Source organism: Microbulbifer sp. 2205BS26-8 (assembly GCF_030731025.1).
Taxonomy (GTDB): Bacteria; Pseudomonadota; Gammaproteobacteria; order Pseudomonadales; family Cellvibrionaceae; genus Microbulbifer; species Microbulbifer spongiae.
On sequence record NZ_JAVAMR010000014.1, the window covers coordinates 77,771 to 93,965 of the forward strand.

12 protein-coding genes, 1 pseudogene and 1 other annotated feature are annotated in these 16,195 nt (G+C 55.0%); of the genes and pseudogenes, 9 read left to right on the forward strand and 4 right to left on the reverse strand.

All coding sequences use genetic code 11. The features are described 5' to 3' along the window. Positions 1-48: 48 nt before the first annotated feature. Entirely contained in the window at positions 49-786 is a 738-nt protein-coding gene (locus Q5Y71_RS07205) for a TIGR04219 family outer membrane beta-barrel protein (RefSeq protein ID WP_306041177.1), read from the reverse strand. 619 nt (positions 787-1,405) lie between these two features. Here Q5Y71_RS07205 and Q5Y71_RS07210 point away from each other — a divergent pair. Then, positions 1,406-2,088, forward strand: a pseudogene (locus tag Q5Y71_RS07210) (IS3 family transposase); the annotation flags it as partial. Continuing rightward, positions 1,684-1,800, forward strand: a sequence feature (AL1L pseudoknot). It overlaps the preceding pseudogene by 117 nt. A 191-nt stretch (positions 2,089-2,279) precedes the next feature. Here Q5Y71_RS07210 and Q5Y71_RS07215 read toward each other — a convergent pair. Beyond that, positions 2,280-3,152, reverse strand: a complete 873-nt coding sequence (locus tag Q5Y71_RS07215) for a LysR family transcriptional regulator (protein WP_306041179.1) — start codon at positions 3,150-3,152, stop codon at positions 2,280-2,282. Positions 3,153-3,340: 188 nt separating this feature from the next. On the opposite strand from Q5Y71_RS07215, the gene leuC reads away from it, so the two are divergent. From leuC to Q5Y71_RS07255, 8 genes are all read left to right on the forward strand, one after another. Continuing rightward, positions 3,341-4,789, forward strand: coding sequence for a 3-isopropylmalate dehydratase large subunit (gene leuC, locus Q5Y71_RS07220; protein ID WP_306041181.1), 1,449 nt, complete (start codon positions 3,341-3,343; stop codon positions 4,787-4,789). Continuing rightward, a complete protein-coding gene (gene leuD, locus Q5Y71_RS07225) occupies positions 4,789-5,436 on the forward strand; it encodes a 3-isopropylmalate dehydratase small subunit (RefSeq protein WP_301417439.1) in 648 nt (215 codons plus the stop codon). The genes leuC and leuD overlap by 1 nt, the downstream gene beginning before the upstream one ends. Before the next feature lie 30 nt (positions 5,437-5,466). Further along, a complete protein-coding gene (gene leuB / locus Q5Y71_RS07230) occupies positions 5,467-6,525 on the forward strand; it encodes a 3-isopropylmalate dehydrogenase (RefSeq protein WP_371877008.1) in 1,059 nt (352 codons plus the stop codon). Between the two features lie 39 nt (positions 6,526-6,564). Beyond that, positions 6,565-7,680 (forward strand): aspartate-semialdehyde dehydrogenase, encoded by a 1,116-nt coding sequence (gene asd / locus Q5Y71_RS07235; RefSeq protein ID WP_306041185.1) that lies wholly within the window; start codon positions 6,565-6,567, stop codon positions 7,678-7,680. Between the two features lie 186 nt (positions 7,681-7,866). Beyond that, positions 7,867-8,862 carry an Asd/ArgC dimerization domain-containing protein gene (locus Q5Y71_RS07240; RefSeq protein ID WP_306041187.1) on the forward strand — a complete coding sequence of 332 codons (996 nt, stop codon included), beginning with the start codon at positions 7,867-7,869 and terminating at the stop codon, positions 8,860-8,862. A gap of 198 nt (positions 8,863-9,060) precedes the next feature. Then, positions 9,061-12,297 carry a FimV/HubP family polar landmark protein gene (locus Q5Y71_RS07245; RefSeq protein WP_306041190.1) on the forward strand — a complete coding sequence of 1,079 codons (3,237 nt, stop codon included), beginning with the start codon at positions 9,061-9,063 and terminating at the stop codon, positions 12,295-12,297. Between the two features lie 133 nt (positions 12,298-12,430). After that, the gene (truA, locus tag Q5Y71_RS07250; RefSeq protein WP_301417449.1) at positions 12,431-13,324 is read left to right on the forward strand and encodes a tRNA pseudouridine(38-40) synthase TruA; all 894 of its coding nucleotides are present in this window, start codon (positions 12,431-12,433) and stop codon (positions 13,322-13,324) included. A gap of 396 nt (positions 13,325-13,720) precedes the next feature. Continuing rightward, complete coding sequence (locus tag Q5Y71_RS07255; protein WP_306041193.1) at positions 13,721-14,143, forward strand: VOC family protein; 423 nt, start codon at positions 13,721-13,723, stop codon at positions 14,141-14,143. Positions 14,144-14,344: 201 nt separating this feature from the next. Here the strand turns inward: Q5Y71_RS07255 and Q5Y71_RS07260 are convergent, their stop codons facing one another. After that, positions 14,345-15,925: an IS66 family transposase gene (locus Q5Y71_RS07260; protein WP_306041195.1), complete on the reverse strand. Its 1,581-nt coding sequence runs from the start codon at positions 15,923-15,925 to the stop codon at positions 14,345-14,347. A gap of 68 nt (positions 15,926-15,993) precedes the next feature. Beyond that, positions 15,994-16,195: IS66 family insertion sequence element accessory protein TnpB (tnpB, locus tag Q5Y71_RS07265; protein WP_306041197.1), on the reverse strand; the 202-nt coding region annotated here is incomplete at its 5' end.

The following is a 16,195-nucleotide window of genomic DNA, read 5'->3' on the forward strand; positions in this document are numbered from 1 at the left end:
ATACCGCGCTTGGCACTTTCGCGTCAGGCAGGAAGTCGGAGGATTTGGCTACAAATGCAGGTTGAGGCCAATATAGGGACCTTTGATGTCAATATCGCTCTGCAGATCGTCCAGTTCTTCCAGGTCCAGGCTCATTACCCGGTAGCCGGCCTCGAAAGCCAGGTCCAATACCGGTACAAAATTCCAACGTACCTTGGCGGTCAAGTCGGTGTGGGTGTCGCCGCGATAGGCGGTGCCGTTACCCTGGGCAATCAAAGACCAGCCGGTAAATGGCAGATCGAAGCGCGCCATGGCATAGACCATGGGCAGATAACCGGTAAGATCGACGGTTTCTGACTGGGTTTCATTGACAGCAGTAAATTCACCACTGTACCTGCGCGCAGTCAGGCCCAGGTCCAGATTGACCCAATTGTCCAGCAACTCGTAGTAAAAGGTGGCATCGGTGTGGCTGAGATTTAGATTGGTGTTGATTTCGGAGCCTACTGCGAAGGTTTCGTCATCAAAAGTGACAGCGCTTTTCAGATGGGCGCTGCCATCGGTGTCAATGTTGCTGTGGGCGAGCAGCACATTGGGTACCAGTGGAATTGGGTGTTCCAGGGCGGCCTGAAAGGTGGTGATGTTGTCCTCACTAAGGGAGAGGTTGTCCAGATCATAGTTATCGCTACCGATAGCACCGGTATACCCCGGTAGCCAAACGCCGGCGGTGGCGTCAATGCCGAGAATCGTATCTGCGCTGGCGGCGTTAAAGGCGAATAGGGCGCACAGGGTAATGGCGGACTTGTTCATGGATTTTCTCTGTGATGAATTCGCCGAGGAGTGTACAGATAAACCGCTTCATTGCCATTATAGGCCGCACATTTTTTTACATTTCTTTTTGCGTGGATTAGCATAGAAAGCGATTTGGGCCAGTGACATCTCCGTCGACAGTCTATTCGGGCTTTACTTTCCTCCAGGTCCGGGCAGTTCCGGAAATAGTTCCGCTAAGTCTATCCAAGTGAATTTCAATGCCTTTGATGTGTAGTATTACAATTGATGCTATGCATACTCCTGAACGGTTATACAAAGTGTCTGGTAGACAGTATTGATCACACCCAATGGATACTGATGATACTCTCCACTCCAAATTTGAAATTCCCAAATGCAATAAGGATGCAACTTTCAAATCCTGCCACCAGTGTGCGGGCCATCTGGCTCCAAAACAAAAGTACGAGCGCACTGGGCAAAGGACTGCAGCTTGATGAATGCATATTAGGTAGGTGTTACCATATAACTGCAATAACCATTTCCTTTGATAGAGAAAGGGAACGAGCTGGAATCCCATCAGGGTTTTTTTCCACTGTACGCAAGATATATTGTGAATCCCCCCGGGTTTCTCGGAGGCTAACTTTCTTGAGAGAATTAGCCAATGAGCAAACGACCTGGATACTCTCCCGAAGTACGGGAACGCGCAGTTCGCATGGTGTTGACCGGCGAGCACGAGCACCAATCACGCTGGGCAGCGATCACATCTATCGCTTCCAAGATCGGCTGCACACCCGAGACCCTACGATCATGGGTCAACAAGATGGAAGTCGACAATGGTACTAAACCCGGCACCACCAGCAGCGACGCAGCCCGCCTCAAAGAGCTGGAGCGCGAAGTCCGTGAGCTGAAACGCGCTAACGAGATCTTGCGCAAGGCTGCCGCTTTTTTCGCCCAGGCGGAGCTCGACCGCAAACCGAAGTAATGGTGGCATTCATTGACCAGGAACGTGAGGCGCACGGTGTCGAGTCAATCTGTGAGGTTCTGCCGATTGCACCGTCGACCTTCTACCTCTGCAAGCATCTACAGGCCAATCCAGAGCAACGCTGTGCGCGCGCTCAACGTGACGATGAGCTGAAGCCTGAGATCCAGCGGGTCTACGAAGAAAACCACCGCGCCTATGGTGCACGCAAGGTCTGGAAGCAGCTTAACCGCGAGGACGTAAAGGTCGCCCGCTGCACAGTTGAACGGCTGATGAAGGTACTGCAATTGGAAGGTGTTCGAAGAGGCAAACGTTGCGTTACGACTATCCCGGATGGGCTGGCCAACAAGCCGCTGGATCTGGTGATTCATGAGCCAATAATTTAGAGAAGTTACCGAACTCAAAAATACCCATGCAAAACAGGCGTTGTCGATTTGAACCATGATCGGCCATCGACCGAGTGTGACCGTCGTTACCCATAAGACGTTGTATCAAGCTCTGCGAAGAAGATATAACGGATACAAATGCGGGTAAGTTTGATATTGAGTGAATTTACTCAATTTGCTGCGTCGAACAGCATCTGCTGCAGTGCACTGGCGGCGTTACTCAGGGTACGGCCGCGGTGGCTGATCACGCCGAGGTTGCGCAGGATCTGTAATTTTTGCACGGGTAAAATCGCAAGGCTGTTATCCACCAGGGTGTGCGGAAGCACGCTCCAGCCGAGCCCCACACAGGCCATCATCTTGATGGTCTCCAGAAAGTTGGTGGCCAGCTTGGTTGAAAGCTTCAATCCGCGGGCATCAAACTCCCGCTTGATCAGGCGTCCGGTATAGGTATTGAGATCCGGCAGTATGGCGGGGTAGTTGGCCAGGTCGGCCAGCGTCAAATCGGCAATCTCTGTCAGGGGATGGTCCGGCGCCGCCACCACGACACAGGGGTCGGGCCAGATAACCTGTGCATTGAGTTGTGGGTATTCCTTCTGGGCCAGTGTGACTACAGCCAACTCGTATTGGGCTGCCATCAGTGCTTCATAAGCTTGTTCGGAATCCACGAAATCGATGTCCAGGGTTACCTGTGGATAGCGATTGCTGAACGCCCGGAGTACTGGCGGCAGGTGATGCAGGCCCACATGGTGACTGGTGGCGATACGCAGGCTGCCGTTCACAGAACTGCCGAGCGCGCGCAGTTCCCGCTCAGTATCGCTGATCTCATTGAGGATATGGCGAGCTCGGGGGAGCAGGGCCTGCCCGGCCTCGGTCAGTTGCAGGCGCCGTCCAATACGGTTGAACAGAGTAGTGCCAAGTTGCTGTTCGAGGGTCGCAAGACGCTTGCTCACTGCGGGTTGCGTCAGGTGCAACTGAGCCGCTCCTTCTGAGACGGAGCCCCGTTCGGCAATTGCCATGAAAGCCCTAAGCCATTGAATTTCCAAGTGCAGTATCTCTCTCGATACTCTGCAGTGACAGAGTGGACTAGTGGTTGTTGAGTACCTGAAGATACATATTATCCCAAGTAGAATTTTAAATTCCATTAGGGAATACATTTAATAATGAATATAAATTGGTGTTATTTATTGCTGCTGGGTAGACTCAGCCACTCACCCAACTAAGAGGACAGGCTGTGGCTGGGCAGACACTCTACGATAAACTGTGGTGTGACCATCTGGTCAAGACCCTGAATGATGGCTCCGCACTGATCTATATTGACCGTCACCTGATTCACGAGGTGACCTCACCCCAGGCTTTTGAGGGCCTGCGGCTGGCGGGGCGCCAGCCCTGGCGCAAGGATTCGCTGGTGGCCACACCGGATCACAATGTGCCTTCCGAGAGTGCCGAGCGCGCCGCCGGAGTGAGCGGTATTCGTGACGATATTTCCCGCATACAGGTACAGACCCTGGACGAAAACTGCCGGGAGTTTGATGTGGTGCAGTTCGGCATCAATGAACCGGGGCAGGGTATCGTGCATGTTATCGGTCCGGAGACCGGGGCAACACTGCCCGGTATGACCGTGGTCTGTGGTGATTCCCACACCTCCACCCACGGTGCCCTGGGCGCATTGGCTCACGGCATCGGCACCTCCGAAGTAGAGCATGTGATGGCCACCCAGTGCCTGATCCAGAAAAAAATGAAAAATATGCTGGTGCGCGTAGATGGTGCCCTGTGCCCCGGTGTTACTGCCAAGGATGTCGTACTGGCGATTATCGGCAAGATCGGCACTGCCGGTGGTACCGGCTATGCGATCGAATTCGGCGGTGAAGTGATCCGCAGCATGTCCATGGAAGGCCGTATGACCGTGTGCAATATGGCCATTGAGGCCGGCGCGCGTGCGGGCATGGTGGCGGTGGACCAGATCACCCTCGAGTACGTAAAGGGCAAGCCCTATACCCCCAAAGGCAAGCAGTGGGACAGGGCCGTTGAGGCTTGGAAGCACCTGCACTCCGATGACGGTGCCAACTTTGATGTGGTGATCAAACTGCGCGGCGAGGATATCGAGCCCCAGGTCAGTTGGGGAACTTCACCGGAAATGGTAGCGCCGATCAGTGCCCGGGTACCGGATCCCGCTGCCGAGGGTGATGCCACCAAGCGCACCGGCATAGCGCGTGCCCTCGAATATATGGGACTCGAGGCGGGGCAGAAAATCAGTGATATCAAACTGGACCGGGTATTTATCGGCTCCTGTACCAACTCCCGAATCGAAGATCTGCGTGTTGCTGCGGCACTTGCAAAAGGCCGGCACAAGGCAGACAGCGTCAAGCAGGTGCTGATTGTGCCCGGTTCCCAAGCGGTGAAGGCCCAGGCCGTGCGGGAGGGGTTGCACGCAATTTTCACGCAAGCGGGCTTTGAATGGCGCGAACCTTCCTGCTCCATGTGTCTGGCCATGAATGCAGACAAGCTGGGGGCTGGTGAGCACTGTGCCTCAACCTCCAACCGCAATTTTGAAGGTCGTCAGGGATACGGTGGCCGCACTCATTTGGTGAGCCCGGGTATGGCAGCGGCGGCTGCCATTGCCGGGCACTTTGTGGATGTGCGCGAAATGGTGCCGGTGCAAGCGGAAGAGGAGACGGCCTGATGAAAGCGTTTACCCTGCATGAAGGGCTTGTGGTGCCCATGGACCGCGCCAATGTGGATACGGACCTGATCATCCCCAAGCAATTCCTCAAATCCATCAAGCGCACCGGGTTTGGCCCCTACCTGTTTGATGAACTGCGCTATCTCGATGAAGGTTATCCCGGGCAGGATTGCTCCTGCCGCCCGTGCAATCCGGATTTCCCCCTGAATTTCCGCCGCTACCAGGGCGGCTCTGTGTTGCTGGCGCGGGAAAATTTCGGTTGCGGTTCCAGCCGTGAGCACGCTCCCTGGGCGCTGGATGACTATGGTTTTCGCGTAATTATTGCCCCCAGTTTTGCCGATATCTTTTTCAACAATTGCTTTAAAAATGGCTTATTGCCAATTGTGCTGCCGGAAGAAGTCGTGCATTGCCTGTTCGAGGAAACCCATGCGCAGGAGGGGTACAGGCTCACTATTGATCTGGAGCGGCAGCACCTGCGCAAGCCCTGTGGTGAAGTGATCCCCTTCACAGTGGATGCATTCCACAGGCACTGCCTGCTCAACGGTCTGGACCATATCGGCCTGACCCTGGAGCACTCGGAGGACATTCGGGCTTTTGAAACGGCGCGGCGGGAAAAGGCCCCCTGGCTTTTCGATGCAGTTCAATAATTAAAGGAAATTTACGTGACAAAGAAAGTAATGATTCTGCCCGGTGATGGCATTGGTCCGGAGATTGTTGAGCAGGCGATGACAGTACTGGAAGTCGCGTCTGGCAAATTGAATCTGGGGCTGCGTTTTGAGCAGGGCCTAATCGGCGGTGCCTCGATTGACGCCCACGGCGAGCCACTTACTGATGCAACGCTCGAGGCTGCAGGCGACTGTGATGCGGTGCTGCTCGGCGCCGTGGGTGGTTCCCAGTGGGACACCCTGGCGCGGGAAATCCGCCCGGAGAAAGGCCTGTTGAAAATTCGCAGCGGTTTGGGGCTCTACGCCAACCTGCGCCCGGCGATACTCTACCCGCAGCTGGCCGGTGCTTCTTCATTGAAACCGGAAGTGGTTTCCGGACTGGATATCCTGATTGTGCGGGAGCTGACCGGAGGCATTTATTTCGGGGAACCGCGGGGTATCCGCACCCTGGAGAACGGTGAGCGCCAGGGCTTCAACACTTATGTATACAGCGAATCGGAAATCGAGCGTATCGCGCGCAGTGCGTTTGAGGCGGCACAAAAGCGCAACGGCAAACTCTGCTCCGTAGATAAGGCCAATGTGTTGGAAGTGACAGTGTTGTGGCGCGAGGTACTGGATCGCTTGGCACCGGAATATCCGGATGTGTCGCTGTCCCATATGTACGTGGACAATGCAGCCATGCAGTTGGTGCGCGCGCCGAAGCAGTTCGATGTCATGGTAACCGGCAATATGTTCGGGGATATTCTCTCCGACGCTGCCGCCATGCTCACCGGTTCCATCGGTATGCTGCCATCGGCATCCCTGAATGAAAGCGGTTTTGGCCTGTATGAGCCCTGCCACGGCTCTGCACCGGATATTGCCGGCCAGGGCGTTGCCAATCCGCTGGCCACCATCCTGTCCGCCGCCATGATGCTGCGCTACTCCCTGGATATGGGCCCAGCGGCGGATGTCATTGAGGCCGCGGTGCATACAGTGCTCGATCGTGGGCTGCGCACCGCCGATATTCATACCGAAGGGTACCGGAAGGTTTCCACTGCTGAGATGGGCGCCGCTGTTGCTTCTGCCCTGTAACCGACGCGCCTGTTGATCACACCACGCAAGGACATCGCAATGCAAAAAATTGGATTTATCGGCTGGCGCGGTATGGTCGGCTCGGTATTACTGGAACGTATGTGTACAGAGGGCGACTTCGCCCACATCGCCGAACCAGTATTCTTCTCTACCTCCAATGCCGGTGGCAAGGCACCGGATATCGGCCGTGATCTGCCTCCCCTGAGAGATGCCTACGATATCACTGCACTGGCGCAGTTGGATGGGATTGTCAGCTGCCAGGGTGGCGAATACACCCGGGTGGTATGCTCCCGCTTGCGCGAAGTGGGATGGAATGGGTACTGGATTGATGCCGCCTCCAGCCTGCGCATGCAGGATGATGCGGTGATTGTGCTGGACCCTGTCAACCGGGAAGTGATCGACCGGGCAATTGATGCGGGGCAAAAGCACTTTATTGGTGGCAACTGCACCGTTAGCCTGATGCTGATGGCCCTTGGGGGTCTGTTCAAGGCGGAGTTGGTGGAGTGGGTCAGCGCCATGACCTACCAGGCCGCCAGTGGTGCCGGTGCGCGCAATATGCGTGAGCTGATTGCACAGATGGGCACTATTCGCGATGGGGTTGCCACTAAGCTGGCAAATCCTGCCAGCGCCATTCTGGAGATTGACCGCAAGGTGGTCACTGATATGCGTTCGACCGAATTTCCCACAGAAGCATTCGGTGCCCCCCTGGCCGGAAGCCTGCTGCCCTGGATCGACACCCGGATGGGCAACGGTCAGAGCAGGGAGGAGTGGAAGGCCCAGGTAGAGGCGAACAAGATCCTGCAAACCGCCAGTCCGGTTCCGGTGGATGGCACCTGTGTGCGGATTGGCGCAATGCGCTGCCACAGCCAGGCTTTTACCGTGAAGCTGAACAAAGATCTGCCTCTGGCGGAGATCGAGCGCATTCTCAGCAGTGCCAACGATTGGGTCTGTGTGGTGCCCAATGATCCCGAGGCCACTCTGGCGGCACTGACGCCCACGGCGGTGACTGGCAAGTTGACTATTCCGGTGGGCCGTCTGCGCAAATTGCATATGGGGCCCGAATACCTGAACGCCTTTACGGTGGGCGATCAGTTACTCTGGGGGGCAGCCGAGCCACTGCGCCGCATTCTGCTGATTTTACTGGGCAAGCTGTAACGGGCGTGGGCCTCGCAGAGGCCCCGGAGGCCGCGCTTTTCGGTGTCTGTTAGTAGAGGGCTTTTTGCCAAGCTGTGAACTCCTTCGCGTTAAAAGCCGCAACGGGTTGTCATAGTGGCTTTTTCGACTTTTCCCCGCAGGTATAATCGCCCCTCGCTTTTTCCCAATCCAATCAAGTGAATCGTCATGTCAGAAACCGCTCGCGAACTGGTCATTGTCGGTGTCGATAACGCGGCCTTTGCCCCTCTGCTGGAAATACTGGACGAGCGGGAAATGATCTCCGCCGAGCAGCTGAGTCTGCTGGAGATGCAGGACTGCGAAGTGGACCCGCAGGTATTTGCCAATCGCACGATTCCCGTACAGTCCCTGGGAAAATTTGTTTTTAAAGAGGCGCAGGTGGTAATTCTGCTGAGGTCAGGTGACGCTGCCGACGCCGCCATGGCTGCTGCTGAACAAAACGGGGCCTGGGTACTGGATGCCGCAGCCATCACCCGTGGCGACGAAAGCGTGGTGTTGATCCATCCGGTGTTGAACAGTGAGGAATTGGCACGTGTTGGGCGCCGGGTTGTGGCACTGCCCAGTGCCGGTGCTGCCATGGTGGCCGAGGCGCTGGCACCACTGAGAGACAGGCTGCGGTCTGTGTACGTTCAACTGAACCAACCGGTATCTGCGTTGGGCAAGGCCGCCATCGATTCCATGGCCGCGCAAACAGCGCGTATGTTCAGCGGCCAGGATGCTGAAGTTGATCCCGCCATTGGTCACCGTCTCGCATTCAACCAATTGAGTGCCAGCGAGGCTCCGCTTTCCAGTGGCCATACCCTAAGTGAGCTGACCCTGATCCACGATTTGCGCCACCTGCTGGGTGAAGAAGTGGCATTTGACGCTGGTATCAATACGGTTGCCGTATTCCACGGTCAACTGGCCAACCTGGGTGTGGTGTTTACAGAGGATATCGATCTGCACAAAGTGCGCGCTTTGTTGGGCAATGGTGCGCGCCTGCAGTTGGCGGAGCGGCCCTCAACAGAAAATGCTGTGGGCAGCGAAGTGACACTCATTGGCCGTTTGCGCCAAAGTCTCCTCGACAAGCGCCAGTTCAACCTCTGCGCGGTATCTGACAATCTGCGCAAGGATGTTGCGATAAACTGCGCACAAATTGCTCACTTGTTGCTAAAAAACTACTGATAATTAATACTTAGCCGCCATAGTGAAGGTGTAGTCTTAACTTGGGTGCGGCTGGGAATGGCGAGCTATTCTTCGCAGTTGGCGGCTGCCTGCACGGCGGTCAAGATAGTCGAACGATTACCGTTCAGTAATGGGGATGTTCTGAGGGTGCGCTTTTCGGAAGCCCTGGGCAGATTCTAACAATAAAGGGAATCGGATATGCGTGTGCGTAAGCTGGCACTTGCAGTTGGTTTAGTTGGTGCACTGGGAAGCAGCACGGCCCTGGCGCTCGGGCTGGGGGAGATCAAGCTCAACTCCACCCTCAATCAGCCGCTCAATGCGGAAATCGGATTGCTGCAGACACGCGGTCTGGATGATACGGAGATCATGGTGCGCCTCGCGGAGCCCGAGGAATTTGAGCGTGCGGATGTGGAGCGTTCCTACCTGCTCACTTCGCTGCAATTCGATGTGGATTACTCGGGCAGCAGTCCGGTGATTCGCATATCCAGTCGCGAGCCGATCCGTGAACCCTATTTGAATTTCCTTGTTGAAACCCGCTGGCCCAGTGGACGTCTGTTGCGCGAGTACACCCTGTTGATGGATTTGCCAGCATTTTCGCCCACTACGGCCCAGCAGCCGGTGCGCGCCGCAGAGCGCGAGCGCCAGCAGGTGCGCCGTGACACGCCGGCTCAGAGGCCAGCACAACGCCCGGTAGAGTCAAAGCAGCAGCCGGCGATCCAGCCCGAGGTTGACCAGCCCCGTGAAACGCCGGCGGTGCAACAAGCCGGGCCCGCGCGCCACCAGCCCCAGCGCAGCCCGGTAGAAAACACGCACAGTAGCAGTCAGGTCTACGGTCCTGTTTCCTCTTCGGATACGCTGTGGGAAATTGCCTTAAAGAACCGGGTTAGCCGGGCGTTTTCTGTGCAGCAGACCATGCTGGCCATTCAGCGCCTGAATCCCGAAGCCTTTATCAACAACAACATCAATCTGTTGAAAAAAGGTGCCGTATTGCGCCTGCCCAATGCCGATGACCTGCGCGGCCTGAGCCTCACGGAGGCGATTTCACAGGTTGCCGAGCAGAATAATTCCTGGCGCCAGCGCAGTGGTGTGGAGGAAATAGCCACAGGGGCGCCACTGGACGCCCGCGCAGTACAGGAAGAGGATGTCGCTAGCGGTGGAGTTGAAGGCCGAGTCAGTCTGGCTGCACCGATGGATAATGAATCTGTTATCTCCGGTTCCGGCAGTGGCGCTGGGGATAATGAGGCATTGGAAGGCAACCTGACCCTGGCCGAGGAAGAGCTGGATAAATCCCAACTGGAAAATACGGAGTTGCGCGAGCGCATTTCAGAGCTTGACGAGCAGATAGATACCATGGAGGCCCTGGTCGAAGTCTCCAATGAGGAGATGCATGCACTACAAACCGCCGCCGAGCAGTCTGACCTCCTGCTTGATCCCACTGAAATGGATGTCGCAGAGGGTGAATCCTCCACGGATGGCACACTTGCCGCCGATGCAAGCAAATCGCTGAATGCCTCCACAGAGCAGCCCGGGGTGGAAACTGCAGCCGCGGCGCCTGAAATGCGCAATCGCGTAGTCTCCGTACAGACCAAGCCCGAGCCCACCCTGGTGGAAAGGTTCGGTGGCAATATGCAGCTGATTGGTATTGGTGCCGCAGGCCTCCTAGTAGTGGTATTCGGCCTCTTTACCTGGCGCCGTCGCAAAGCTGAGCAGGAGGCGGTTGAACAGCCACTGGAACAATACAGGGTCCCTGAACAGGGACCGGTCGGGGCTTCCGAAGAGATGCTCGAGCCGGATCAAACCCTGGCCACTGTGGAGAGTATGGAAGCGGATGATACCTTCGATCTCGCTGACCTTGAGGATGTGGGCACCGATGATCCGGTTTCGGAAGCGGAAATTCACCTGTCCCTGGGCCAGTATGAAGAGGCGGAAAGCAAGTTGCTGCTGGGTCTGGAAAAAGACCCACAGGTGGTGGATGCGCGCCTGATGCTGATGGAAGTGTACGCCCACAACCAGGATGTGGAGAAATTCGACGAACACTACCGCCAGCTGCTGGCAATCAGCGACGGCCCGGCCACCGACCGCGCTGCCCGTTTGCGCGAAACCATCACGGGAGCACCGGATTTTGAAGCGCCCGCTGGGGATTTTTCCAGCGAATCTCTGGAAGCCGCGCAATTGGATGCGATTGGTGCTGATCGGGATCAGGGCCCATCCTGCGAAACGCTGGTTCTGGATGCCAGTGCCGAACCGGTGGCTGCAGACCCGGGCGATGCGCTTGAGGAAGATACCACACTACTCGATGAACTGACCATGGACTTGGCCCTGGATGACGGCAAAGGCGCTGGCAACACTGCCGGGCAGGCTTTATCCCTGGACCTGGAGTTGGATCTGGATACAACGCCCGAGGAGCAGGTCGGGACCGCCGGAGAAGTGGGCGCATCCCCGGATATTGCGTTCAATTTGGATGAATTGGACCTGGACAGTGCCCTTGCCGACAATACCGTTCAGCCTGGTGTTGAGACTCAGGGGGAAGCGGATCACGAGTTGAACCTTGATGATCTGGAGCTGGATTCTCTGGAACTGGATACGGTGACTTTGGATGCCGGGGCCGATGTCACCGATAGAGTTGAGGCCACAGCGGGCGATGCCGGGCAGCCGACGACCGGCGCTTCAAGTAGCGGTCTGGATTTTGAACTGGACCTGTCCCTGGTGGAGGATCAAACGGGGACTAAGGAAGAAGAAAGCCCCCTCCTCACCGCTGATCTTGCCGACTCCCTTGTTCTTGAAAACACCCTGGCAGTGGAATCTACTGATGAGGGTAATTCCGGGTTGGAAAACAAGGATGCGGGTAATGAGGAAAGCCTGCCTCTGGAAACGGTTTCCGAAGACGATCTGGCAATGATCGGTGGCGAACTGGAATCGGAACTGGATCTTGACAGTATCGACCTGGACGATATCGCCAAGGACTTGTCCTCCATGGAGGTGTTGTCAGAGCAAACGGATATCATTTCTGACAGACCAGCCAGTGATGGTGAGGAGTCTTCAAGTGCGGATTCCGTCGGAGAGCCTCCCCCCCTCAAAGATGCATTGGCACCGATTGTTGCATCCAGTTCTGGTGGTCCCGCCCCGGAGGAAGAGCAGGAACCCTCGGCTGGAGTCGCGGCTAATACCTCACCGCAGCTTGAGACTGTTGCTGAGAAAGAGCTGGGTGTGGAATCTGATTTTGACGATCTGGATTTCAACCTGGAAAGTGATCTCAATCCCGAACTGAGCCTGCTGGAAGGGGGGGATGAGATGGAAACCAAGTTGGAACTGGCGCAGGCCTATCTGGATATGGGCGATGAGGATGGTGCCAAGGATATTCTCAAGGAGGTGGCCCAGGATGGTGGTGGTGAACACAAAAGCCGGGCCGAGAAAATGCTGGAGCATATGGTGTAAACGGCGACTGCACTTCATATTAAAAAAACCTCGCACTGGCTGTGAGGTTTTTTTATTGTGCCTTATGGGGTGCGTTTACAGATGGCAACACATCCCCTGAAGCTTGTCGGTATTGAAGAGTAATTGAAGATATATGGGTCAGTCGATACAGCCTGAATACCGTTATAAGCCCAATGGCGAAGTGCCCCCCGGTGAGAAGCTGCCCCGGGGCCTGCATCGTATTGCCCTGGGCATTGAATATTGCGGTGCCCGGCTGCACGGTTTCCAGAAACAGAAATCTACCGTGGAAACCGTACAGGCCCATCTTGAGCGGGCCCTCTCCGTGATTGCCGCAGAGCCTGTAACCCTGGTCTGCGCCGGGCGCACCGATGCCGGTGTGCACGCCACACACCAGGTCATTCATTTTGACACCCGCGCTCGGCGCCCGCAGCGGGCCTGGGTTCTGGGCGTGAATACCAAGTTGCCCGAAGCGGTACGGGTGCGCTGGGCGCAGGAGATGCCGGCACAGTTCCATGCCCGCTTTTCCGCCCTGGCGCGCAGTTACCGCTACCTGATCCACAGCGCGCCCACCCGCACGGCCCACAGTGCCGCAGAGGTCACCTGGACCCAACACCCCCTGGATCTCGCTGCCATGCGCGAGGGTGCAAGCCACCTGCTGGGCTGTCATGATTTCACCAGCTTCCGCGCCTCCCAGTGCCAGGCCAAAAGCCCCGTGCGAAAAATCACCCGTTTGGATATTGCCCGCGTCGGGTACCTGGTTGTGTTGGAGGTCAGCGCCAATGCTTTCCTGCACCATATGGTGCGCAATATTACCGGAGTGCTAATGTCGGTGGGACAAGGTGCAAATCCGCCGGAATGGGTGAAAATTGTGCTCGATCAACGTGATCGTTGTGCCGGCGGTGTTACCGCACCGCCGTTTGGCCTCTACCTGGTGGATGTGCAATACCCGCAAGCGTTTCAGCTGCCCCGGTGCGCGCCGGGACCGCTGCTGGTGCCTTTACCACTGGGGGAGTTATTACAAACTTAATTTTGGGGTGTGTCCTTGCAACGTCGGATACGCGAACTGGGTTGTATTCTGGGCGGATCAATCAACTGTTTCGCCTTCGCAAAATAGTACCGTCCCTTATCCTTGTGCGGTGAATGGGTTTATAGGCGTCTGCGCATGTATTTTCGTAAGCGGTACATGAACTACATTCTCGTCAGAATTGAGTAGTGGGGTTCCTGTACCGCTTACGTAAATGGAGGGGGTTAGAAACTTTAACCCCACACCTTTCGGCCACTACGCCTACAGACAGGTTCGGTGTATCCACAAAAATCTCTTATCACACGGAAGAAAACACTTTACCTCAACCAAACATGAGGTTTTATCCTGTATTTATCAACACAAACGAGCCGGATTGATCCACGAAGAAGGAGAAAGGTTATGGTGCATTTGGAACATGTAAATCTGGTGGTAAGGGACATCCCCATGAGCCTGAGTTTTTATCAGGCTGTCTTCCCACACTGGCAGATCAGGGGCGGCGGAGAGGGAGAATGGTATGGAAAACCCAGGAAGTGGCTGCATTTTGGTGATAATTACCAATATCTGGCCCTCAGTGACCACGGTGACAGTGATAACCGGGATCTGACAGGCTCACAGGTTGGCCTCGCTCACTTCGCATTTGTCACCGACAACCTGCAGAGGCTCATAGAGCGACTGGATCAAGCCGGATTCCGGCCCTACAAAGACGGAGCCGAGTCACCTCACCGAAAGAATGTTTACTTTCTGGACCCGGATGGCTTCGAGGTAGAGTTTGTAGAATACCTCACGGACCTGCCTGACGAGCGCAATCACTACGATATTTAACCCTCCCGATGCTGTCTCCACGGTTTTGTGGAGACAGCCTGCCCCTGCCCCACCATCACAAAATCTGTAAGCGATATTTCCAGACTGAAGGTGAGGACTCAATTTGATGCGCTCAAGCTGAGTCGTTGAATGATCGGTCATAGGGGGTGTCGTGAACAGGCAAAAAGTGGGATGCCGAGAGCTTTCTGGGTACGCCCCTAATTACGCTGCTGCGGCAACACCAACTCTCTCAAGCTGGATATTCCAGGGTAACAATGCCTCGTAGTCCTGAACGGATCGACAGTGAGGAATCTGCTCAAACACCTCCACATAATACCTATAGGGGTCAAGGCCATGGAGCTTGGCCGTGCGAATCAAACTGAAATGTAGGCACAGCGCTTTAGCGCCATTGACCGAAGATGTAAACAGAAAGTTCTTACGAGCCATCACAAAGGGCTTGATCTCCTGCTCAGTCAAGTTGTTGTCGATTTCCAATCGACCGTCGTCGAGGAATGCACACAACCCGCTCCAATATTTCAGGCTGTAATGCATAGCCTTACCCAGCGGCGATTTGGGTAGCACTTGCGAATGGTGCTCATCCAACCAGCACTTCAAGGCGCTTATAATGGGTTTGGACTCTTGCTGCCGTAATTCATGCCTCTGCTTCGATGACAGGTGGCTGTCTTTGGCTTTGCGTTCAATGCGATAAAGCTCCCTGTAAAATTGCATAGCTCGCTTTGCCAGTCCGTCCCCTTGCGCCGCTCTCGCTATGGGTTCAAATTTTCGTCGGGCATGTGCATTGCAGTGATTTGGGTTTACAGCTGTCCGCTCAAACAACAATTCAAAAAATGGATCAGCATCGCAATGCAGAGTACCTTCAAAGTCGGTAAACCAGTCTCTCACGAAGCTTTTGTGATCCGATGCATTATATTCATAGATGATAGCCTCCTTGCCCGGAGAGCCGCCTCGAAAACAGTAGGCATAAGATTTTCGGCTTGCTGGTCGGCCAGGTTCATTAAGAACCTGTAGTAATGTGGCGTCCAAAGCCCCAATATCGTAGCCAATCACCCCATCTTTTAGCAAATTGACCAGTGGCTGTAGGGGAGTGGCACAATCGATAACAGTGCGGGCCATGGTTTGACGGGGAAAGCTGAATCCGGCGCGAGTCTCAAGCTGTTTTTCCAGATGATAGAAGGGTTGACGATCATCTAGCTTGCTGACTATGAGGTGAGCCAGAACGGATTTGGTAAACTTACCCTTGGGTAGGATATGCTTTGGCTTGGGAGCAGTAACTATTTGTCCTGCACAGCCTTTGGGGCAGGCTACCTTCTCCCGCAGTTCAACAATCACCTCATATACCGGGGGTATGTAGTTCAAACGCTCATGACGCTCGTAATCAACAAGATTCTTTTGATAGCCACATGTACAGATTTTATCCTGTTCTGGGACAGGGATTACCATCTCTTTTCTTGGCAGGCTCTGAGCAAAGGTCTTGTTTGTTTTCCTGTGACGTTTGTGTCCTGCAATACTAACCACGCCATCCTGGTCTTTGTCGCCATCATCATCACTGCTATCTATAGAACCTTCATCTCGAACTTCTGTACTATCAAACAGCAACCCCTGAGGATCATTAGGGTCTTCATATCGCTCAGAGCGCCGACCAAAGAATGAGCGCTGGAGTTGCTTGAATTGAAACAAGAGCTGATTGTAGGCCTTTTCAAAACACTCGCACCGCTGGTGCGAGTGTTTGAGTTCTCGTGTGAGCTGGTCAACCTGGCACTGTAGCGCATCATCGGTAGCCATTGGGTTTTCCAATGTTAATTTATACGTGGATTATACCATATAAATCTATCCTTCAGACTCTACACACATCAATAAAATCGTGAAAAGGATAGTTTTTCTGGTTCTTTTTTCTGATTAAAATCCAAACCGGAAAGCAGCCACTGTAATTGTAAAATCGATAACTCTATTGTGTCATTTGAGATACCTGGAAAGATAAACCTCGATTTCTCGTTTCTCTTATAGAGGAGCCAGAATCCATTATCTTCCCAGTAGAGCAGACGAATTTTATCA